Genomic DNA, 21,902 nt, shown 5'->3' on the forward strand with positions numbered 1-21,902 from the left:
CCGCCGACTATCGCCCGGCATCGGGGGCCCATGTCAGCCACCCAGTGCGATGACCGCCATGGTCAGCGCCAGACCCAACGCCAGCATGCCGATGCCAGCGCGTATGGCGCCAAAGCCTGCATAGTGCCCGAGCGCCATGCCACCCACGAACAGCATGATCATCGAGAGCGCGCGTGAGATCAGCAGCGCAAGCGGCACGTGGTCGATCAGAACGAACGGCAGTGCCACCGGGAACGTCGACAGCACGACGATGAAGAAAATGCGCACCGCGCCAAGCCAGTCGGCGGCGTCGAGGGCGGGGCGCGACGGCAGGGTGGTCGCGCCGGCCAGCCGGGTGCGGATGGCTTCGAGTTCGGCGTCGTCGACCAGCGTCCTCATCACCGGCGGCAGCGTGTCGCGGATGATCCGCACGGCTTCCGCGGGATCGGCGGCGTGCTGCACCGCCAGCGCCAGCTTGATCCGCTGGCCGCGGTTGGCCAGCGTCCGCACGAGGAACATGACCGCGTCGACGAGCCCCCAGGCAAGGTTGCAGCCCAAGGCCGCGCGTAGCATCAGGTGCCCTGCGTCTGGACCGACCGAAGTGGAGACGGCGCCCACAAACGTCAGGGCCATGAACAGTCCAAACAACATCTCTGACACGCGATCGACGACATCGAGCACGGGCTCGCGTGTTTCCGCTGCGTTCTCGATGGCGATCTGATTCGGATTCATGAGGCGTCGTTCCTCGCAAAGTGCCGCCAGCCTGACCTATTTATAGGCGGATTTTTGCAAGGATTCGCTTGGCCGAAAGGCCCGATCGCGCCAATCGCCGCTGGTAGCCGGAATGAGGACGCGATGGGGCGTGCATCATGATGCACCGTCCGTGTGCGGCCCAAAAAAAATGCCGTCCAGCACCTGGCTGGACGGCATCGCCGCCGAAACGGCCTCTTACTGACCGGTGACCCGGATCAGAACTTGTGGCGCATGCCCACGCCAAAGGTATCGCCGTGCTCGAGGCCGGTGATCTTGTCGTAGAAATACGCTGCGTACACGTCGGTGCGCTTCGACAGGTTGTAGTCGTAGGCCACCGCGAACGTGTTGCGCTTGAAGCTGGCCACTTCGTTCAGCGTCTTCACGTAGCCGTACGACGCCAGCACGTTACCCGCGCCCACCGGCACCGAGACGCCGGCCTGGCCGTCCATGTGCTTGATGTCGCCGTTGACGTTGGCGTTGACGTCGCTCTTGATGTACTGGCCCTGCGCGAACACCTTCACGACCTTGAAGTCGTACGACAGGCCGACCTGCACGGCGTTCTGCTTGTCGAAGCCCTGGATGTACGGGCTGTTGGGGCTACCGGTGGAGCCGGTCAGGTCGCCCGGCGTGCTGTCGAACTTGACCTGCTGGTAGGCCACCGTCGCGGCGAAGTTGCCGGCGAAGTACGTCAGGTTGGCGCCGAACTTGTTCTTGCTGTTGTTGCCGGCCGACTCACCCAGGCTGTAGATGAAGTTGGCGGTCAGGCCGCCGAACGTCGGCGTGGAGTAGACGATCGAGTTGTTCCAGCCCGAATCGCCGATGATGCCCGGATCGTACAGCCGGCCGTTGTTGACCGTGAAGTACGTGTGGAAGATCTGCGGCGAGAACACATACGAGTCGACGAGCGGGTTGAACAGGATCGTCGAGACGAAGTACGGCGTGGTGTTGCGGCCGAGCTTGACCGAGCCGTAGGTGTTGTTCTGCAGGCCGACGTAGGCATTGCGGCTGAACATCGAGTCGCCGTTGAAGCGGCCCATCGAACCGGTGTCGGTGCGGAAGAAACCGTTCAGGTCGAAGATGGCCTTGGTGCCCATGCCCAGGTCCTCGACACCCTTGATCCCCCAGTACGACGTCTGCATGCCGCCCGAATTGGCCACAAAGGCCCGGTCGCCGTTGCCCGGGCTCTTGACGCCACCGACGAACATGTCGGCCTGGCCGTACAGCGTGACGCTGGACTGGGCCATGGCCGCGCCGGAAAAGAGCATGGCGGCGACGGCCGCCAGCTTGATCGCCGGCTTGGACGCCGGCTTGTAGTTGTACTGCTTCTGCATGGTAAAGACCTCCGTGGTTGTGATGCCTGCTCAGAACGTTTCTTGTGTGTGCCGGAACCCTTCTGGGTCTCTCTGGTGTGCCGAACGTTGCTGCCTATCTTTCTCTCTCTCTTCTCCAGTTGCCGCGCGATGGGTGACGCGGCGACTAAGTCGCGGATACTAAGTCGTTCAGCCGGAACTGCGCAATGCGATGAATCTGATTGATGCAACTTTGCAACTCCACCTCGGGCGGGTTTTCGAGGCGGCTTGCAAAAGCGTCGATGATGCCGTGGCGGTCATAGCCGCGAACGGCCAGGATGAACGGGAAGCCGAATTTCTGGTTGTAGGCGGCGTTGAGCGCCTGCAGTCGTTCGAACTCCTCGGCCGTGCATTGGTCGAGTCCCGCGCCGGCCTGCTCGCGCGTGGATTCCGCAGTCAGCTCGCCGCGCACCGCGGCCTTGCCGGCCAGCTCCGGGTGGGCGCGCACCAGCTTGAGTTGGGCGGCCTCGCCCGCGGCATCGACGGCACCGCGCAGCGCAGCGGCCAGCGCGGCGGCATCGGCGAACGGGCGCTGCCGTGCGGCCGTCTCGGCGAACCAGGGCGAATGCTCGTAGATGCCGCCTAGTACTTCGACGAATTCGGCCTCGGGCATCGTATTGAGTTGGGCGAGGGTGTAGGTCGTGCTCATGCCTGGCTCCCGTGCGGATGGGTCTCGATCCAGTGTCGGGCGATGTCCACGCGCCGGCAGATCCATACCTTGTCGTGCGCTTGCACGTAGTCGAGGAAGCGCTGCAGCGCGCGGAAGCGCCCCGGGCGGCCGAGCAGCCGGCAGTGCATGCCGATCGACAGCATCTTGGGACGGTCCTGGCCCTGGGGGTCGCCCTCGGTATAGAGCACGTCGAACGCGTCCTTCAGGTACTGGAAGAACTGGTCGCCCGTGTTGAAGCCCTGCGGCGTGGCGAAGCGCATGTCGTTCGAGTCGAGCGTGTACGGCACCACCAGATGCGGCTTCTTCTTGCCGCCGGTGACTTCCACCTCGGTCCAGAAGGGCAGGTCGTCGCCGTAGTAGTCGGCGTCGTATAGCAGGCCGCCGTGCTCGACCACCAGCCGGCGCGTGTTGGGGCTGTCCCGGCCCGTGTACCAGCCGAGCGGCATTTCGCCAGTCAATTCCTTGATGATTTCCATCCCGATGCGCATGTGCTCGCGCTCGGTGGCTTCGTCGATGTTCTGGTAGTGAATCCAGCGCCAGCCGTGGCAGGCGATCTCGTGGCCCAGCTCGACGAACGCGCGCGTCAGCTCAGGATGGCGCTGGAGCGCCATCGACACGCCGAAGATCGTCAGCGGCAGCTTGCGCTGCTCGAACTCGCGCAGGATGCGCCAGACCCCGGCGCGCGAGCCGTACTCATACACGCCTTCCATGCTCATGTGCCGCTCGGGATAGGCCGCGGCACCGATGATCTCGGACAGGAACTGCTCGGAGCCGGCGTCGCCGTGCAGCACGTTGTTCTCGCCGCCTTCCTCGTAATTGAGCACGAACTGCAGCGCGATGCGCGCGCCGCCCGGCCAGCGGGCGTGCGGCGGGTGGGCGCCGTAGCCGATGAGATCGCGTGGATAGTTATCGTGTGTCATCTCTTATATGTCTGCTTCAGGAGAAATCTGCTGCTCGCATGAGCGAAGGTTTCGATTGTTGTCATCGCCCCTGCCTGAAGCGACTTCACTTACGCAAAGCGCGTGCCAGAGGCGTCTCATGCGAGTCCGGCGTTGTTGACATGTTTTAGCGATGGTTGCGTGCCAAATACCGTCAAGAACTGTCGGACAAAAATGTTGAATACGATTGTTGGATCAGGATTGTCGGGCTCACTCCGTGCCGTGGGAGTTGGCCGCCGCGTTGCGCATGGCCTCGTCGGCGGACTGCATGCCGTTGAAGAACAGGTTCAGCACGACCGCGACGATGGTGCCCAGCACGATGCCGCTGTGCGTGAACGGATCGGTCCACTTGGGCAGGTACTGGAACAGCGTGGGCGAGAGCGTCGGGATCATGCCGAAGCCGATGGAGATCGCCACGATGAACAGGTTGTGCCGGTTGCGCGTGAAGTCGCAGCTACCCAGGATGCGGATGCCCGATGCGGCCACCATGCCGAACATCACGATGCCGGCGCCGCCGAGCACGAACTGGGGCACCGACGCCACGATGTGCGCCATCTTCGGGAACAGGCCGAACGCGATCAGGATCACGCCGCCGGCCGCCGCCACGTAGCGCGAGCGCACGCCGGTCACGGTGACCAGGCCTACGTTCTGCGAGAACGAGGTGTACGGGAAGGTGTTGAAGATGCCGCCGATCACGGTGCCCAGGCCGTCGGCGCGCAGGCCGGCGGTCAGGTCGTTGCGGCTCAGCTTGCGGCCGGTGATGTCGGAGAGGGCCAGGAACATGCCGGTGGACTCCACCAGCGTGATCAGCATCACGATGCACATCGACAGGATGGCCGTGATCTCGAACGTCGGCATGCCAAAGTGGAACGGCGTGATGACGGCCACGAAGCTGGCGTCGCCCAGGCCCTCGAACGAGACCTTGCCGAACGCCGCCGCCACCACCGTGCCGATCACGATGCCGAGCAGCACCGCGCAGTTGGCGATCAGCCCCCGGCCATAGCGCGAGAGCAGCAGGATCACCAGCAGCACCAGGCCGGCGATGGCCAGGTTGCCGAGGTCGCCGTAGGCGAGGTTGGGCACGTCCTTGACCACGCCGTCGATCACGCTGCGCGTGGTCGGCTGCCCGCCGCCGGCCCAGTTGATGCCCACCCGCATCAGCGACACCCCGATCAGCGTGATCACCGTGCCGGTCACCACGGGCGGAAACAGCCCGAGCATGCGCCCCATCATCGGCGCAATCAGCACGCCGAACACCCCTGACGCGATCACCGCGCCGTAGATGCCGAGCAGGCCCACGTTGGGGTCGTTGCCGATGGCGATCATCGGCGCCACCGAGGCAAACGTCACGCCCATCATCACGGGCATGCGGATACCGAACTTCCAGAAGCCGATGGCCTGGATCAGCGTGGCGAGCCCGGCCGCGAACAGGTCGGCATTGATCAGGAACGCCAGCTGGTCCTTGGGCAGCTTGAGCGCCCCGCCGACGATGAGGGGCACGGCAACGGTGCCGGCGTACATCACCAGCACGTGTTGCAGGCCCAGCGCCAGCAGGCGCCCGGAGGGCAGCCGCTCGTTGGTGAGGTCCGTGGGGACCGTGGTGCTTGCGGAAGTCATGGGTGTGTCTCCTCTCCTTTGGTTTTGATGGGAACGCGCGCCGGGGTCCATGGCCTCTTGTTGTTATGAGGGTCTCGCGCCGTGCCTCTGGCGGGCGTTGGGGGCGTCGAGATTTGTGGGCCTGGCATCGGCAACAGGGGTGTGCTGTTGTCCGGCGGCGGGAACATCGCGCTAGGTGGAGCGGCCCAGCACGCTGCGAAGATCGAAATTGCCGGGTTCGTCCGGCTGCACGCGGTCCGCGCAGGCGCCAAGGTGGTGCGCCATGCGTGACTGGGCGAGGGCGGCGTCGCCCTGTTCCAGTGCGTCGAGAATGTCGTCGTGTTCGTCGAACGAGCACGCGTTGTGGCCGGGGGCCTCCACGCTGGCGATCATCAGCGTGGTGCGCGAGACCAGCCGGCGCATCATCGTCACCAGCAGGGCATTGCCGGACAGCTCGGCCAGCGCGGTGTGGAATTCAGCCGAGAGCCGGATCCAGCGCGGGCGCTCATGCGTCAGGAAGGCCTGCCGCTCGGACTCCACCATCTTGCGCAGCGGGGCGATCACGGTGCGGACGTTGGGCAGGCTGGCGAGCTTCTCCAGCACGGCGCGCTCGAGCATCTGGCGCAGCTCGAACATGTCGTGCGCCTCGTCGGTGGACGGGCTGGCGATGAACGCGCCCCGGTTCGGTTCGAGGTCGACCATGCCGTCCGCGGCCAGCCGGGAGAGCACCTTGCGCACGGTGTGGCGCGCGGTGGCATAGATCTCGCAAAGCGAATGCTCGGTCAGCTTGGTGCGGGGCGGCAGCCGGTGCTCCATGATCGCGTCGTAGATCTCGTGGTACATGCGCTCCTCCACGGAGCCCTTGCGGGCTGGCTTGTTGTCGGAGAGGGTGGACTGGGCATCGGCCACGGCGGCAATCAGTTTGAGATTCTTGGACATCCAGGGCACTCGCAAGGGAGACAGAGGGGATGATCGGGAGGCGCAACGATCCTGGCGAGTGGGTATCAAGCCGACATCAGGCGTCTTGATACTGGTCATGTCATCGCGTGGATCTAAAAATTGTTGACAATTATTTGGATATGCAAGCACTATTGTCAACAAAACCTGAGAAGGTTTTCGACAAGTACGGGAAATCCCCGAGTTGTCATCCGGGTTGGGCGGGCGCATTGTCGCCACGCACCAATCCAGCGCCGGGATGCGTTAAATGACGTACCGAGCGGGCATCATTCCCACAAATGGTGCTAGTGAAGGCAGCGGCGCCCCTCACAACCCACACCCGCAAAGGAAGAACAGGATGGGACGCTTGACCACTCACGTTCTCGACACGGCCGCCGGCACGCCCGGCAAGGCGATGTCGGTCACCCTTCATAAAATTGTCGACAATCGCCGCGAGACGCTCAAGCGCCTCGTGACCAACCACGATGGCCGTTGCGACCAGCCGCTGCTGGAAGGCGATGCGCTCGTGGCAGGCGTGTACGAACTCGAGTTCGGCGCCGGCGACTATTTCCGTGCCCAGGGCGTGCAGTTGCCCGAACCGGCATTCCTCGACGTGGTGACGCTACGCTTCGGCATTGCCGACACCGCTGCGCACTACCACGTGCCCCTGCTGGTGTCGCCGTGGTCGTACTCGACCTACCGCGGCAGCTGAGTACCAGGCGGACGGGAAAAGGAGACAAGTCATGGAAGGTTACATTCTCGACTGGGCCAACATGCTGTTGCGCTGGGTGCACGTCATCACGGCCATCGCGTGGATCGGTTCCTCGTTCTATTTCGTCTGGCTCGACAACAGCCTGACGCCCCCCGGCGATCCGGCCCTGAAGGAGAAGGGCGTCGGCGGCGAACTTTGGGCCGTGCATGGCGGCGGGTTCTACAACCCGCAGAAGTACATGACCGCGCCCAAGTCGCTGCCCGAGAACCTGCATTGGTTCTATTGGGAGTCCTACTCCACGTGGATGACCGGCTTCGGCCTGCTGGTGGTGCTGTACCTGTTCAACGCCAGCACCTACCTGATCGACAAGAACGTGTTCGACATGTCGCCCGGCGCGGCGGTCGGCTTCGCGGTCTCGTACCTGATCATCGGCTGGGTGGTCTACGACTCGATCTGCCGGCTGTTCGGCAAGAGCGACCGCCTGGTGGGCATCCTGGTGGCGGTGTTCGTGGGCGTGGCGGCGTATGCGGCCTGCCACATCTTTTCGGGCCGCGCGGCGTTCCTGCTGACCGGCGCGATGATCGCCACGATCATGAGCGGCAACGTGCTGATCTGGATCATCCCGGGCCAGCGCAAGGTCGTGGCGGCGCTGAAGGCCGGCCAGCCGGTGGACCCGATCCACGGCAAGCGCGGCAAGCAGCGTAGCGTGCACAACACCTACTTCACGCTGCCGGTGCTGTTCGCGATGCTGTCGAACCACTACAGCATGACGTACGCGCACAAGCAGAACTGGCTGGTGCTGATCCTGATCATGCTGGCCGGCGTGCTGATCCGCCAGTTCTTCATCCTGAAGCACAAGGGCAAGATCAACGTGGCGTGGCCGGCTGCCGGCGTGGCGCTGCTGGGTGTGGTGGCGGTGATGATTGCGCCGCAGCCGCGTCCGCAAGTGGCCAGCAACGCCGCGGGCGACGCCGCCAACGCGGTGAGCTTCGCCAAGGTGCAGGAAATCGTGAACGCCCGCTGCGTGCAGTGCCACGCGGAGGCGCCCAAGATGATGCCGACTGCCGCCAAGGGCATCAAGCTCGATACCGTCGACGAAATCAAGGCGCATGCGCAGCTGATCTACCAGCAGGCGGTGCAGCAGAAGGCCATGCCGCTGGGCAACGTCACGCAGATCACGGAAGACGAGCGCGCGCTGCTGGGCCAGTGGTTCGAGGGCGGCGCGAAGACCACCAACTGAATTTGACCGGGCATCGGTGATCGACGGTCCGGGGCTGTGCAGTCCCGGCGGCCGGCAGTACCGGACCGGCGAGGGTTTGAACGGGGCGCAAGCCCCGTTTTTTTATAGCGCGACGACTCTGGCTTGTCTCAGTGGCCGCCGACGTTGAACAGCGCCAGCAAGCCGAGCACAAGGAAGATCACCGCGGCGATCTTGTGCACGAGGGCGATCGGCATCCGGTTGGCGAAACGGTCGCCGAGCAGCACGGCGGGCGCGTTGGCCAGCATCATGCCGAACGTGGTGCCTGCCACGACGGCCAGCACTTCGCCATGGAAGCGTGCTGCCAGGGCCACAGTGGCGATCTGCGTCTTGTCGCCCATTTCGGCGAAGAAGAAGGCGACGATCGTGGTGCCGAGGATGCTCAGGGCACCGTTGGCCGGCTTGGCTTCCTCTGCCTCGTCGAGCTTGTCCGGAATCAGCATCCAGCCGGCCATGGCGATAAAGCCGAGGCCGAGGATCCAGCGCAGCAGGTTGGCGCCGAGCACCTGCGTGATCCAGCCGCCGAGCGCGCCGGCGAAGCCATGGTTGACGAGGGTGGCGATCAGGATGCCGGCGATGATCGGCAGGGGTTTGCGATAGCGTGCGGCCAGCACGAGCGACAGCAATTGCGTCTTGTCGCCCATTTCTGCGAGCGCGACGATACCTGTGGAGACGAGGAACGATTCCATTCTTATAGGATTGATACCGGGCCGCACACGCATCGCGAGATGCCAATGACGCACACCTTTCCCGGCCCGGCCAGAAAGGTATGGTCATCGGTCTCGCCAGGCGTTGGACATAGGAGTCAGGCACGAAGCCCGCTCGGGTCCTGCGCTGCGTACGCCATAACCGTTGATGCTGGACACCACGGTCAAGTCTGTTGACGTACGCCCCTGTCTGCCGTGTGCCGCATTGCGCGGCGCGGTGAGACGAGGGCGGCTACTCCCCAATGGAAGTCGTAATTGTACTAAAAGGCGGCGGACACTGTCCACCGCCTTTGGCATGGCTGTTGGGCAATGCGGGTCAGGTCAGACCGGCACGGGCGAGTTGTCGCTGGTCTGGCGGCCGCGGAAGTCGGTCCAGCACAGGGCCTTGAAGTCGTACAGCTTGCAGCGGCGCGCCGTGCGGAAGTACCAGCGCCACGAGAAGTTCTCGATGATGATGCGGCCCGGCAGCGCATGCTCCAGCAGGGCCTGGGCGCGCTTGAGCCGGTACAGCGGCACGCTCATGTCCACGTGGTGCGCGGTGTGCTCCATGATGTGGTGGAGCGCGGCGCCGATGCCGAAGCGGAAGCGCAGGTGCACGGTGGTCGAGACGAACGGCTGGGCCTTGGCCCACATCGGCTTGGTGTCGTACCACGCCACGCTCGTGTGCGTGTGGTGGACATACAGCACGAAGCCCACGGTCAGGTTCCAGATCAGGAAGGGCAGCACGAAGCCGGCGCCGACCAGCCCCAGGACCGACTGGTCCGTGGCCACGGCCAGCCAGGCCAGCGCACCGATCCAGATGGCGCCGAAGGTGGCCACCAGCGTGCAGTCCCACATGAAGATCGCGCGGCGCGTGGCCATCTGGCGCTTGCTCGGGAAGAACAGCTTGAACCACCAGATCTCGATCAGGTAATAGAGTCCGGCGCCGAAGCCATTGCGGTAGACCCGCTCCATCACCCGGCGCCAGCGCGGCAGCGCGCGGAATTCCTCGAGCGAGTAGGGCGCCCAGACGAAGTCGAAGCCCTTGAGGTTGGTGTACCCATGGTGGACCACGTTGTGGCCGACTTCCCACAGGCTGTAGGGCGTGAGCGACGGCAGGAACGTCAGCCGGCCGAGCCATTTGTTCAGGCCACGGCGGTCCGTCAGGCTCTGGTGGCAGGCATCGTGGCCGATGATGAACAGCCGGGCGATCACCAGACCCAGCAGCACGCCGAGGCCGAGCTTGGCCCACCACTGCGGCGCCAGGACCACGCCGGCCAGCACCGCGGCGAAGATCGCGTAGTCGAGCGCGAACAGCGTCAGCGCGCGTGCCACGCTGCGCTCGCCGAGCGGAATCAGCCAGCCACGGATGGTCTTGCGGTTAGGGAAGGGGGCCTCGAAGGCGATGGGTTCCGGCAGGGGAACGCCGGCGAGCTTGCGGGGCGGGTGGGCAGGGTGGGAAGCCGGCTCAGCAGTCTGGGCCGGCGATACATCCAGAGATCGGGCAGTCATGTCAGTCTTTTTGGGTCTGTCTTGGCGCACCCGATAGCCGGGGGCGGGCAATGCGACAGCCTAGAAGGCTTTGATGACGGTTGTGTTGATGCTGGTCAAGGCGGACGGGCGACAACACGTATTTGCCTGCCGTCCGTCGCCCAAAAGCGATCAACCCGCCAGTTCCCGCGTGGCTTCGCCCATGATGTAGACGTTGTCCACTACGCGGTCGTCGCCGAGCATGGCGAAGGCGAACAACTGCTCTTCGAGCGTCTCGGAGCGGCTGCTGCGGCGGGCGATCAGCGGCGTGGCCTCGGGGTCCAGCACCAGGAAATCGGCCTCGCAGCCCACGGAGAAGCTGCCGATGCGGTCCGCCCAGCCCAGCGCCTCGGCCGCGCCGCGCGTGGCCAGGTAGAACATGCGCAGGGCGGTCAGGTGGTAGCCGCCCATGCGCGCCACCTTGTGTGCCGCGTTCATGGTGCGGAACATCGAGAACGAGGTGCCGCCACCCACGTCGGTGGCCAGTGTCACGTTCAGGCGGTGGGCATCGGACTGGTGGAAGTCATAGAAGCCGCTGCCCAGGAACAGGTTCGAGGTGGGGCAGTGCGCCACGGCGGCGCCGCTGTCGGCCAGCCGGCGGCGGTCGTCCTGGTCGAGGTAGATCGCGTGGCCGTAGAACGCGCCGGGGCGCAACAGGCTGTAGCGGTCGTACACGTCCAGGTAGCTGCGGGCGTCGGGGAACAGCTCGGCCACCCATTTCACCTCGTCGCGGTTCTCGGCCACGTGGGTCTGGATGAAGGCGTCCGGATGCGCGCGCGCCAGTTCGCCGCAGGCGGCCAGTTGCGCCTCGGTGGAGGTCGGCGCGAAGCGCGGCGTGATCGCGTAGGCGAGCCGGCCCTTGTTGTGCCACTTCGAGATCAGGTCGGCGGAGTCCCGCGCGCCGCTCTCGGCCGTGTCGCGCAGGAATTCGGGGCAGTTGCGGTCCATCATCACCTTGCCCGTGATCATGCGCAGGTTGCGGTCCTGGCTCGCGGCGAACAGGGCGTCGGCGGAGGTGGCGTGCACCGTGCTCCAGACCATCGCCGTGGTGGTGCCGTTGCGCAGCAGTTCGTCGGCGAAGAACTCGGCCACGGCCCGCGCGTAGGCGGGCTCGCTGAAGCGGCGTTCCTCGGGGAAGGTGTAGGTGTCGAGCCAGTGCAGCAGGCCCGGCGACGGCGACGCGATGATGTCGGTCTGCGGATAGTGCACGTGCGTGTCGATGAACCCCGGCACGAGCAGCTTGCCGCGATGGTCGACCACCTCGGCACCGGCCGGGATGTCGCGCGCCAGGTCCTCGTACAGCCCCACGGCGGCGATGCGGCCGTCCGTGACGAGCATCAGGCCATCTTCCCAATATTGATACGCCTCCTCATGGAACTGCGGATCGCGCAGGAAGTGGAGGATGCGGCCGCGGATGGCGCGGGTCGTGGCGGGATTGGGGGAAGTGGTGGTCATCTTCTCGTCTCAGGGGCGGCCGGACCTGGGGGTCCGGCGTCTTGTTTATGCGCCCGGTCAGGTCGTGGGAGCCGTCGCGGGCGGGTTCTCGGGCGTGGCGGACCAGAAATGGTCCACCTCGGCCAGGTAGTCGGCCTTCTGCTTGGCGGGCAGGAAGGCCGCTTCGAAGCTGTTGCGGGCCAGCTTGTAGGCGTCGGCGGCGTCCAGCGGCAGCGCGGCGAACGAGGCTTCCCAGTTGGCGTTCATGTAGCCGCCGAAATAGGCTGGATCGTCCGAATGCAGCGTCACGGCCACGCCGGCATCGAGCAGGCGCTTCATCGGATGGTCGCGCAGGTCGGGGTAGACCATCAGCTTCTGGTTCGACAGCGGGCATACCGTCAGCGCGATGCGCTCGCGCGCCAGCCGCTGCACCAGGGCCTCGTCCTCGACGGCGCGCACGCCATGGTCGATCCGCTCCACACCGAGGATGTCGAGCGCATTGATCACGTACTGCGGCGGGCCCTCCTCGCCGGCATGGGCCACGCGATGCAGGCCGAGCGCCTTGGCGCGGGCGAACACGCGCGCGAATTTCTCGGGCGGATGGCCCTTTTCGGACGAATCCAGCCCCACGCCGACAAAGCGGTCGCGGTAGGGCAGGGCCGCCTCGAGCGTCTCCAGCGCGGCGTCTTCGGACAGGTGGCGCAGGAAGCAGAGGATCAGGCTGCTGGAGAAGTCGTACTCGGTGCGGGCCTGCGCCAGTGCGTCGGCAATGCCGTCGATGATCACGCCCATCGGCACGCCGCGTTCGGTATGGGTCTGCGGATCGAAGAAGATCTCGGCATGGCGGACGTTGTCGGCGGCGGCGCGCTTGACGTAGTCCATCGTCATGTCGAAGAAGTCTTCCTCGGTCAGCAGCACGCTGGCGCCGGCGTAGTAGATGTCGAGGAAGGACTGGAGATCGGTGAACGCGTAGGCTGCGCGCAGCGCCTCCACGTCGGGGTAGGCCAGCTTGACCTGGTTGCGCTGGGCCAGCCGGAAGATCAGCTCGGGTTCGAGCGTGCCTTCGATATGCACGTGCAGTTCGGCCTTGGGAGTACGGCGGATGCTGTCCGCGAGCGCGGCATCGATGGTCATGGGGCCTCTTTTATGTCTTGGGCGGCTGCCGGATCGCGGCGGCCGAAGTTACGGATGCATCGCTTCCGCCTGGCTGGCGGCCAGCGCCGCAGCGCGCTGGTCGCGCACCTGAAGCAGCTGGGCGACGATGGCTACCGCAATCATAGCCGGTGCCTTGTCCGTAATGCCGGAGACTCCCATGGGACACGTCATTTCCGGGAAGCGGGCCGGGTCGATCCCGTGCTCCGCCATCCGGTGTTCGAACTTCGCGCGCTTGGTTTTCGAGCCGATCAGGCCGAAGTAGGCGTAGTCCGTGCGGCGGAAGATGCGCTCGCAGAGCGCCTGGTCCAGCGCGTGGCTGTGGGTCATGACCAGGAAATACGCGCCGGGCGGGGCCTGGTCGACCACGGCCTCGGGGGTATCGGAAGCCTCGGCCTCGACGTTCTCGGGCAGCCCGCCCGGGAACAGCGTGTCGCGCTCGTCCACCCAATGCACGCGGCAGGGCAGCGTGGCGAGCACCTTGACCAGCGCATGGCCGACGTGGCCGGCGCCGAACAGCACCACGTGCATGTCGTCGGGCACCAGCGTGTCGATCCAGGCGCCGTCGGGGCGCAGGGTCACGGACGGCAGCAGCGCGCGGCTCGGCGCCACGGTGACGGGGCCGGCGGCCGGCACGGTCCGCTCCAGCGCCTTGCCACTGGCGAAGGCGGCGTCCACGGCCTCGAGCCAGCCCAAGTCCTCGGCGCCGAGCACCTCGAACGCCAACTGCACCACGCCGCCGCAGCACTGGCCCAGCGACGGGCCGAGCGGAATCCGCTCGATGCGGCGGGCGGCGGTGCCGGCGCCATGGGCACCCTCGCCGGCCATCATCGACCGGGCGATGTCCATCCCGCGCCATTCAAGGTGCCCGCCGCCGATCGTGCCGACCAGATCGCCGGCCGTGACCAGCATGCGGATGCCGGGCTCGCGCGGCGCGGAGCCCTTGACCTCGACGATGGTGACCATCGTCACAGGCACGCCGGCGCGCACCCAGCGGGCGGCGTCGGCGAAGCGGAAGGGTTTGAGCGGGGCGTCCTGCATGATGATGGCCGCCTCAGGCGCGCGCCGCCTGCACCGCTTCCACGGCATCGAGGATGGCCTCGCTCGTGGCCGGGGCGCGCAGCGGCGGGTTGATGCGATAGTCGCCTACCGCCGCGATGGCGTCGCGGATCGCGAAGAACACCGAGAACGGCAGCAGCAGCGGCGGCTCGCCGACGGCCTTCGAGCGGTGGATGCTGTCCTCCACGTTGCTGTTCTGGAACAGCCGCACGTTGAAGTCCTCCGGGCAGTCGTTGATGGTCGGGATCTTGTAGGTGGACGGCGCGTGCGTCATCAGCTTGCCGTTCGGGTTCCACCACAGCTCCTCGGTGGTCAGCCAGCCCATGCCCTGGATGAATGCGCCCTCCACCTGGCCGATGTCGATGGCCGGGTTGAGGGACTTGCCGGCGTCGTGCAGCGCATCGGCGCGCAGCAGCTTCCATTCGCCAGTCAGCGTATCGACGAGCACTTCCGAGCACGCCGCGCCGTAGGCGTAGTAATAGAACGGCCGGCCCTGCAGGGCCTTCTGGTCCCAGTGCAGCTTGGGCGTGGTGTAGAAGCCGTCCGACCAGAGCTGCACGCGGGCCACGTAGGCTTCGCGGGCCAGGTCGCCGAAGGACAGGCGCAGTTCGCCGGCCACCACGAGGTCATCGCCGAAGCGCACCGTGTCGGCGTCCACGCCGGCTTTGCGCGCCGCGAAGGCGGCCAGCCGCTCGCGGATCTGGCGCGCGGCGTCCTGCGCGGCCTTGCCGTTCAGGTCGGCCCCGGTGGAGGCGGCCGTCGCCGAGGTGTTGGCCACCTTGCTGGTATCGGTGGCGGTCACGCGCACGCGTTCCAGGCGGATGCCCAGCTCGTGCGCCACCACCATCGCCACCTTGGTGTTCAGGCCCTGGCCCATTTCTGTGCCGCCGTGGTTCACCAGTACCGAGCCATCGTTGTACACGTGCACCAGCGCGCCGGCCTGGTTGAAGTGCGCCACGTTGAACGAGATGCCGAACTTCACCGGCGTGATGGCGATGCCCTTCTTGAGCACCGGGCTCGTCGCGTTGAACGTGCGTGTGGCGGCGCGCCGGGCCTGGTACTCGCTTGATGCCACCAGCTCGTCGATCAGCTCGTGGATCACGTTGTCTTCCACGGTCTGGCCGTACGGCGTGACGTTGCGCTCGCCCTTGCCGTAGAAGTTGGCGCGGCGCACGTCCAGCGAGTCCTTGCCGACGTTGCGGGCGATGTTGTCGAGGATGTATTCCACCGCGAACGCGCCCTGCGGGCCGCCAAAGCCACGGAAGGCGGTGTTGCTCTGCGTGTTGGTCTTGCCGCAGTAGCCGTCGATCTGCACGTTCGGCAGCCAGTAGGCATTGTCGAAGTGGCAGATCGCGCGGGTCATCACGGGGCCGGACAGGTCCGCCGAGAAGCCGGCGCGCGACACCATCTCCACCTGCACGCCCTCGATGCGGCCCGCGTCGTCGTGGCCGACCTCGAAGTCGAACACGAAGTCATGGCGCTTGCCGGTGATCATCATGTCGTCGTCGCGGTCCGGACGCAGCTTCACCGGGCACAGCAGCTTCCAGGCCGCCAGCGCGGCGCAGCAGGCGAACATGGCCGACTGCGATTCCTTGCCGCCGAAACCGCCGCCCATGCGCCGGCACTCCACCAGCACCTGGTGCGCGTGCCAGTTGAGCATATGCGCCACGGCGTGCTGCATTTCGGTGGGGTGTTGCGTCGAGCACCAGACGTGCATGCCGTCGTTCTCGCGCGGCGCGGCGTAGGCGATCTGGCCTTCGAGGTAGAACTGCTCCTGCCCGCCGAGCTGGATCTTGCCGGCATCGCGGTGGGTGGCCCCGTCGATGTGCGCGCGCGGCGCGCCACGGGTCAGGTGCATCGGCGGCAGCACATAGCTGCCGGCGGCGTGGGCGGCCTCGGGCGAGAGCAACGGCGGCAGGTCTTCGTAGTCGATCTCGGCCAGGCGGGCGGCGCGGCGCGCGGCGTCGTGCGACGACGCCACCACCACGAAGATCGGCTGGCCGATGAACTGCACCACGTCGCGCGCCAGGATCGGGTCGTCGTGGATGATCGGGCCGCAGTCGTTCACGCCGGGGATGTCGTCCACGGTCAGCACGGCCACCACGCCGGGCGCGGCGCGCACCTTGTCGAGCGACATGGCGCGCAGCCTGGCATGGGCGCGGGCGCTCATGCCCAGCGCGGCGTGCAGCGTGCCGGCCAGCTCGGGGATGTCGTCGGTATAGGTGGCGGTGCCGGCCACGTGCAGGTGGGCGGATTCGTGCGGGCGCGAGATGCCGACTTGCGGCGAGGCTTCGGCGGCCACGCTGGCGTCGAGCAGGAAGGGTTCGGTCTGCTTGTTCATGGTGCGGGCTCTCCTCAGGCGCTCACGGGTTCGCCGGCGCCGAGGGCGCGGACGTTGACCACGGCGGCGGGCAGCGCGTCGGCGCGCGTTTCCAGCCAGAAGCGATAGAGCAGGTTGGCGGCGCCGCGCGCGCGGTAGGCGGCGGTGGCGCGCATATCGGTCAGCGGCTGGTAGTCCTGGCCGAGTGCGGCCATGCCGGCGCGGGCGGTGGCTTCGTTCCACGGCTGGCCGACCAGGGCGGCTTCGGTGAGGGCGCCGCGCTTGGGCGTGGCGGCCATGCCGCCGAAGGCGACGCACGCCGCCGTGACGATGCCGCCCTCCACGGTGATGGCAAACGCGGCGCAGACGGCCGAGATGTCCTCGTCGAACCGCTTCGACAGCTTGTACGTCCGGAAATGCTGCGGGCCCCGGGAGCCCTTCGTCGGCACGCGCAGCCCGGCGACGAACTCGCCCTCGGCCATCGCCGTCTTCTGGTAGGCGAGGTAGAGGTCCTCGAGCGGCATGGTGCGGCGCGTCTCGCCGCGCTGGAGCACCACCTCCGTGCCGAGCGCGATCAGCGCCGGCATCGAGTCGCCGATCGGCGAGCCGTTGGCGATATTCCCGCCCAGCGTGCCGGCATTGCGGATCGGCAGCGAGGCAAAGCGCTTCCACATCTCGTCGAGTTCCGGGTGGGCGGCGGTCAGCGCCGCGTAGGCGCGCTCCAGCGTCACGGCGGCACCGATCTCGAGGAAGCCGTCGCGCTCGGCCACGGTGTTCAGGTCTTCCACCTGCCCCACGTAGAGCAGGTTGCCGAGTTCACGGAACTGCTTGGTTACCCAGAGACCCACGTCGGTGCTGCCGGCCAGGATGCGGATGCCGGGCTCGGCGGCCTTGATCGCCCCGAATTCGGCGGCGGTGCGCGGGGCGTAGAAATGCTGGCCGCGCACGCTGTAGTGGAAGGTCTCGCCGCGCTTGAGGTTGCGCAGCGTGTCGGCGATCTGCTTCGGATTGAGCTTGCTGGCGGCGGGCGCGGGCAGCGCCATCATGCGCTGGCCGGCGTCGATGATCGGCCGGTAGCCGGTGCAGCGGCACAGGTTGCCGGTCAGGGCGTCGCAGATCTCCTGGCGCGCCGGGGGCTCGCCGCCGGGCGTGTGCTGCTGGTACAGCGCCCACAGTGACATCACGAAGCCGGGCGTGCAGAACCCGCACTGGGAGCCGTGGCACTCCACCATGGCCTCCTGCACCGGGTGGAGCGTGCCGTCCGCCTGGCGCAGGTCTTCCACGGTGATCAGGGCCTTGCCGTCGAGCGTGGGCAGGAACTGGATGCAGGCGTTCACGGCCTTGAAGGCCACGTCGCCGCCATCCTGCAACTCGCCGATCACGACGGTGCAGGCACCGCAGTCACCTTCGGCGCAGCCTTCCTTGGTGCCGGTGCAGCGCACGTCCTCGCGCAGGTACTGCAGGACCGTGCGGGTCACCGGGGCGTCGGACACTTCCTGGACCTGGCCGCGGTGGAAAAAGCGGATGGTTTGCGTCTCCATGGTCTTCTCTCTTTCGGGGATGGCGGAAACATAGCACCGGCCACTTTCATGCAATATTCGGCCCAGGTGATATGCCCCATCAATGCGCGACCGCTGGCGCGGTCCGGCGCCGTCTTCCCCGCCTGGAACCCAGCGCGGGCGCGGCTTGCCGGCGGACTCCGGGTCTTCCCGTAGTGCGCCGGCATTTGACCGCCCGTGGGGTGCCTGACATACACTATGCGCCGTTCCCATCCCCCACGCCAGCCACGCCCGCCCCCGGGTGCCGCCGGTTCTCGCCATGCACGGACGCGACCATCTCGATACCTATTTGCTGCGGGTGCTGCACACCCTGCTCACCGAGCAGAGCGTGACCCGCACCGCCGTGCGCCTGGGCCAGTCGCAGCCAGCCATCAGCAACACGCTGAAGCGGCTGCGCGAGATCACCGGCGACGCCATTCTGGTGCGCGGCAAGAGCGGCATGGTGCCGACCGAGCGCGGCCGCGAGCTGCTGGCGCTGGCCGAGCAGAGCCTGGCGGCAATGGACCGCATCGCCCGGCCGCCGCAGCAATTCGACCCCGCCACCACCACGCGCACCTTCCACCTGGGCGCGCCCGATTATCTGGATGCCTTCTTCCTGCCGAATATCGTCGAGCGGGTGCGGCGGCTGGCGCCGGGGGCCAAGCTGTTCGTGCATCCGATGACGCAGGCGAGCGATTTCCTCGATGCGCTGGAGCAGGGCCATCTGGACATCGTGGTCGGCAACTGGCTGTCGCCGCCCGAGCACCTCCATATCTCGCCGCTGTTCGACGACGAAGTGGTCTGCATGCTCGGCGCCCAGCACCCGCTGGCCCGCAACGGGCTGACGCTGCGCCACTACCTGGAGATGCCGCACCTGGCCCCGGCGCCGTACGCGTCGATGCAGCGCAGCATGATCGACCAGGCGCTGGCCGAGCAGGGCTACAAGCGCAACATCCAGGTCACGCTGCCGTACTTCGGCCTGGTGCCCTACGTGCTGATGAAGACGGATATGGTGTTCACCACGGGCCGCCAGTTCGCCGCGCATTATGCGCAGTACCTGCCGATCCGGATGGTGGCGTCGCCGGTGCCGTTCCCGCGCATGCGGTTCTACCAGCTATGGCACGAGCGCTGCCACGCAGCGCCCGATGTGATGTGGATGCGGCGGATGATCGCCGAGGTGGCCGCCGACCTGCCGCAGCTGCCGCGGCTGGAGGCCACGGCAGTCTGAGCAATGGGTGGGTTTACTTCCCTTCGTAGCTCGGGAAGAACAACTGTTCGCCGTCCACCTTGTAGCTGGCGATGGTCTGCTGGCCTTCCTTCGATGTGACCCACTCCACGAACTTCATCGCGTCCGTGTAGTTCGTGCCCGGGTGCTTGGCCGGGTTCACGGCGATCACGCCGTACGGGTTGAACATCTTCGGATCGCCCTCGATGGCAATCGCCAGCCCGGTCTTGGCGCGATAGGCGCCATAGGTGGCGCGGTCGCTCAGGGTGTAGCCGGGCATCTGCGCCGCCATGGTCAGCACCTCGCCCATGCCCAGGCCGGCATTCACGTACCACGGCTGGCCCTTCGGCTCGATGCCGGCACGCTTCCAGTAGTCCTTTTCCATCACATCGGTGCCCGAGTTGTCACCGCGCGAGATGAACTTGCTGCCGCTGGCGGCCAGTTTCTTGAACCCGGCGATGACGTCCTTGCCGCCCTTGACGTGTGCCGGGTCGCCGGCCGGGCCGACGACGATGAAGTCGTTGTACATCACGTCGCGCCGGTTCACGCCGTAGCCGGCGGCCACGAATTCATCCTCCATCTTGCGGGCGTGCACCAGCAGCACGTCCACGTCGCCCATCTCGCCCATCTTCATCGCCTTGCCGGAGCCCACCGCGATGACCTTTACGTTGACGCCGGACTTCTGCTCGAACTTCGGCAGCAGGTATTTCAGCAGGCCGGAATTCTCGGTACTGGTGGTGGTGGCCATCTTGAGTTCGCCGGCCTGCGCAGCGGAAAGTGCCGACGCCAGCACAAGCACGGCGGCGACGTGGGTCGCGCGGGGGAGGGGGAAGCCAGTGCGGGACATCGATCGTTCCTTTATTATGTTTTCGAAAACACAATTGCCACGACGCTGATGCTTCGTGGAGAATGGGTGGACAAACATCGTGAAACACAGGGCACACGATTGTTATCCGGCCACATTGTTCCTGTAAATATGCAAGGTATTTCATATGACGTTCAGGTTTGACCTGTTCCCGGTCATTGCCGCCGATGACAATCCGCGTGCCAACGGCAAGGTGTTCCAGCTGCTGAAGGCGGTGCGCGAGACGGGGTCGCTGCACCGCGCCGCGCAGGAGATCGGGCTGTCGTACCGGCACGCCTGGGGCGTGATGCGTAACTGGGAAGAGATGCTGGGCCGCAGCATGCTCGACATGGAGCGCGGGCGGGGCGCCTCGCTGACGCGCTTCGGGGAGCGGCTGCTGCGCGCCGAATCGCGGCTGCGGGAGACCATCGATCCCGCCGTGCAGAAGGCCATGGCCGATTTCCTGCTCGAACTCGACGACGCCGTGCAGCCGCAAACCGTGGTGCATTTCTCCGGCAGCCACGATCCGGCCATGGAAGTGCTGTCGACGGCACTAAGGGACGCGCCGAGCGCGCTCCAGCTCGACACCGTGTTCTGCGGCAGCGTGGAAGGGCTGATCTGCCTCCAGGAGCGCCAGTCGGAATTGGCCGGCTTCTATGTCTCGCCGATCCAGACCGCCGGGTCGGTCGCCCATGTGACGCTGCGCAAATGGCTGCGGCCCGCCACGGTGCGGCTGGTACGGCTGGCGTGGCGCGAGCAGGGGCTGATCGTGGCGCCCGAGGTGGCGCGCGAGATCCGCGACCTGCGCGACCTCGTTCGCACCGGTGCACGCTTTATCAACCGCCAGCGCAGTTCGGGCACGCGCATGCTGTTCGACCAGCTGCTGGCCGCGCAGGGGCTCTATCCGGACCAGATCACCGGCTACGAAGACCCCGAATTCAGCAATGACAAGGTGGCCGAGGCCGTGCAGGCCGGCCGCGCGCAGGTGGGTTTCGGTCTGCGGATGAACGCCGAGCAGCACGGGCTGGGCTTCGTGCCGCTCACGCGCGAGGCGTACTACCTGGCCCTGCGCAAGAACGATGCGACCGCGCCGTGGATGGGCGCGCTGCTGGCGCTGCTGGCCGATCCGGCCTTCGCGCGCCGCATCGAGGCGCTGCCCGGCTACACGGCTGCCGAGCCGGCCGGCATCCTCACCCCGCAGGAAGCGCTGCCCTGGTTCGGCGCGGACGGCAAGGAAGGCGCCTGAGCGGGGCCATCGCCCGGTCCGCCGATCCCCATTCCCCGACCGTATTACACTCCTCCCCAATTACCCACGAGGAGTCCCGCCCCATGCTGGAAACCGCCGCGCTGGCTGCAGGCATGTCCTGGGCCAGCGGCCTGCGTCTCTACCTGGCCGTGCTGGCGGCCGGGGTACTGGCGCGCCTGGGCTGGCTGGACCTGCCCACGGGGCTCCAGGTGCTGTCGTCGTGGTGGGTCATCGGCGTGGCCGGCGTGCTGGCCCTGGCCGAGTTCATCGCCGACAAGGTACCCGGCTTCGATACCGCCTGGGACGGCATCCAGACCTTCATCCGCATTCCCGCCGGCGCGATCCTGGCCGCCGCGGCGTTCGGCGAACTCGATCCCCAGTGGATGGTGGCCGCCGGGCTCGTGGGCGGCACGCTGGCCGGGGCGGCGCATGCCACCAAGGCTGGCACGCGGGCGCTGATCAATGTCTCGCCGGAGCCGTTCTCGAACTGGGCGGCCTCGTTCACCGAGGACGTCGGCACCATAAGCGGCCTGCTGCTGGCATTTTTCCTGCCCGTGGTGTTCCTGATCCTGCTGGGCGTGTTCCTGATCCTGGCGATCTGGCTGATCCCGAAACTCTGGCGCGGCGTGCGACGCCTGCACGCCAGCCTGCGCGGCCCGCGCTGACTCCCTCTCTGC

At 66.7% G+C, this 21,902-nt stretch carries 19 protein-coding genes and 1 riboswitch; of the genes, 5 read left to right on the plus strand and 14 right to left on the minus strand.

Annotation, left to right across the window (positions count from 1 at the left end; genetic code table 11):
* Nucleotides 1-33 precede the first annotated feature (33 nt).
* The 6 genes from BM115_RS07625 to BM115_RS07650 all read right to left on the minus strand — a co-directional run bounded on the left by BM115_RS07625 (nt 34) and on the right by BM115_RS07650 (nt 6,224).
* On the minus strand, nt 34-711 hold the full coding sequence (locus BM115_RS07625) for a VIT1/CCC1 transporter family protein (RefSeq protein WP_092292303.1): 678 nt from the start codon (nt 709-711) through the stop codon (nt 34-36).
* Nucleotides 712-947: 236 nt separating this feature from the next.
* A complete protein-coding gene (locus tag BM115_RS07630; RefSeq protein ID WP_092292305.1) occupies nt 948-2,063 on the minus strand; it encodes a porin in 1,116 nt (371 codons plus the stop codon).
* Nucleotides 2,064-2,208: 145 nt separating this feature from the next.
* Entirely contained in the window at nt 2,209-2,730 is a 522-nt protein-coding gene (gene uraD, locus BM115_RS07635; RefSeq protein WP_092292307.1) for a 2-oxo-4-hydroxy-4-carboxy-5-ureidoimidazoline decarboxylase, read from the minus strand.
* Nucleotides 2,727-3,671 carry an allantoinase PuuE gene (gene puuE / locus BM115_RS07640; RefSeq protein WP_092292309.1) on the minus strand — a complete coding sequence of 315 codons (945 nt, stop codon included), beginning with the start codon at nt 3,669-3,671 and terminating at the stop codon, nt 2,727-2,729. The genes uraD and puuE overlap by 4 nt, the downstream gene beginning before the upstream one ends.
* A gap of 228 nt (nt 3,672-3,899) precedes the next feature.
* A complete protein-coding gene (locus tag BM115_RS07645; protein ID WP_092292311.1) occupies nt 3,900-5,306 on the minus strand; it encodes a nucleobase:cation symporter-2 family protein in 1,407 nt (468 codons plus the stop codon).
* Nucleotides 5,307-5,477: 171 nt separating this feature from the next.
* A complete protein-coding gene (locus BM115_RS07650; protein ID WP_092292313.1) occupies nt 5,478-6,224 on the minus strand; it encodes a GntR family transcriptional regulator in 747 nt (248 codons plus the stop codon).
* A gap of 355 nt (nt 6,225-6,579) precedes the next feature.
* Between BM115_RS07650 and uraH the strand changes: the two genes are divergently transcribed.
* Nucleotides 6,580-6,933 carry a hydroxyisourate hydrolase gene (gene uraH, locus BM115_RS07655; protein WP_092292315.1) on the plus strand — a complete coding sequence of 118 codons (354 nt, stop codon included), beginning with the start codon at nt 6,580-6,582 and terminating at the stop codon, nt 6,931-6,933.
* A gap of 31 nt (nt 6,934-6,964) precedes the next feature.
* Entirely contained in the window at nt 6,965-8,173 is a 1,209-nt protein-coding gene (locus tag BM115_RS07660) for a urate hydroxylase PuuD (RefSeq protein WP_092292317.1), read from the plus strand.
* A gap of 128 nt (nt 8,174-8,301) precedes the next feature.
* Here BM115_RS07660 and BM115_RS07665 read toward each other — a convergent pair whose 3' ends face one another.
* From BM115_RS07665 to xdhA, 7 genes are all read right to left on the minus strand, one after another.
* Entirely contained in the window at nt 8,302-8,880 is a 579-nt protein-coding gene (locus BM115_RS07665) for a TMEM165/GDT1 family protein (protein ID WP_092292319.1), read from the minus strand.
* Nucleotides 8,881-8,944: 64 nt separating this feature from the next.
* A riboswitch (yybP-ykoY riboswitch) is annotated at nt 8,945-9,151 on the minus strand.
* Nucleotides 9,152-9,219: 68 nt separating this feature from the next.
* The gene (locus tag BM115_RS07670) at nt 9,220-10,389 is read right to left on the minus strand and encodes a fatty acid desaturase (RefSeq protein ID WP_092292321.1); all 1,170 of its coding nucleotides are present in this window, start codon (nt 10,387-10,389) and stop codon (nt 9,220-9,222) included.
* 150 nt (nt 10,390-10,539) lie between these two features.
* The gene (guaD, locus tag BM115_RS07675) at nt 10,540-11,862 is read right to left on the minus strand and encodes a guanine deaminase (protein WP_092292323.1); all 1,323 of its coding nucleotides are present in this window, start codon (nt 11,860-11,862) and stop codon (nt 10,540-10,542) included.
* 57 nt (nt 11,863-11,919) lie between these two features.
* On the minus strand, nt 11,920-12,975 hold the full coding sequence (locus BM115_RS07680) for an adenosine deaminase (protein WP_092292325.1): 1,056 nt from the start codon (nt 12,973-12,975) through the stop codon (nt 11,920-11,922).
* Between the two features lie 48 nt (nt 12,976-13,023).
* Nucleotides 13,024-14,034, minus strand: a complete 1,011-nt coding sequence (gene xdhC, locus BM115_RS07685) for a xanthine dehydrogenase accessory protein XdhC (RefSeq protein ID WP_092293279.1) — start codon at nt 14,032-14,034, stop codon at nt 13,024-13,026.
* A gap of 13 nt (nt 14,035-14,047) precedes the next feature.
* Nucleotides 14,048-16,393, minus strand: a complete 2,346-nt coding sequence (gene xdhB / locus BM115_RS07690; protein WP_092292327.1) for a xanthine dehydrogenase molybdopterin binding subunit — start codon at nt 16,391-16,393, stop codon at nt 14,048-14,050.
* Between the two features lie 14 nt (nt 16,394-16,407).
* On the minus strand, nt 16,408-17,913 hold the full coding sequence (gene xdhA, locus BM115_RS07695; RefSeq protein ID WP_092292329.1) for a xanthine dehydrogenase small subunit: 1,506 nt from the start codon (nt 17,911-17,913) through the stop codon (nt 16,408-16,410).
* Between the two features lie 277 nt (nt 17,914-18,190).
* Between xdhA and BM115_RS07700 the strand changes: the two genes are divergently transcribed.
* Complete coding sequence (locus tag BM115_RS07700) at nt 18,191-19,138, plus strand: LysR substrate-binding domain-containing protein (protein ID WP_092292331.1); 948 nt, start codon at nt 18,191-18,193, stop codon at nt 19,136-19,138.
* Between the two features lie 13 nt (nt 19,139-19,151).
* Here BM115_RS07700 and BM115_RS07705 read toward each other — a convergent pair whose 3' ends face one another.
* Nucleotides 19,152-19,982, minus strand: coding sequence for an ABC transporter substrate-binding protein (locus BM115_RS07705; protein ID WP_255370739.1), 831 nt, complete (start codon nt 19,980-19,982; stop codon nt 19,152-19,154).
* A 145-nt stretch (nt 19,983-20,127) separates the two neighbouring features.
* Here BM115_RS07705 and BM115_RS07710 point away from each other — a divergent pair, with 145 nt between their 5' ends.
* Nucleotides 20,128-21,225 carry a substrate-binding domain-containing protein gene (locus BM115_RS07710; protein WP_092292333.1) on the plus strand — a complete coding sequence of 366 codons (1,098 nt, stop codon included), beginning with the start codon at nt 20,128-20,130 and terminating at the stop codon, nt 21,223-21,225.
* A gap of 83 nt (nt 21,226-21,308) precedes the next feature.
* Complete coding sequence (locus tag BM115_RS07715) at nt 21,309-21,890, plus strand: DUF4126 domain-containing protein (RefSeq protein WP_092292335.1); 582 nt, start codon at nt 21,309-21,311, stop codon at nt 21,888-21,890.
* Nucleotides 21,891-21,902 lie beyond the last annotated feature (12 nt).

Source organism: Cupriavidus sp. OV096 (assembly GCF_900115455.1).
Lineage (GTDB): Bacteria > Pseudomonadota > Gammaproteobacteria > Burkholderiales > Burkholderiaceae > Cupriavidus.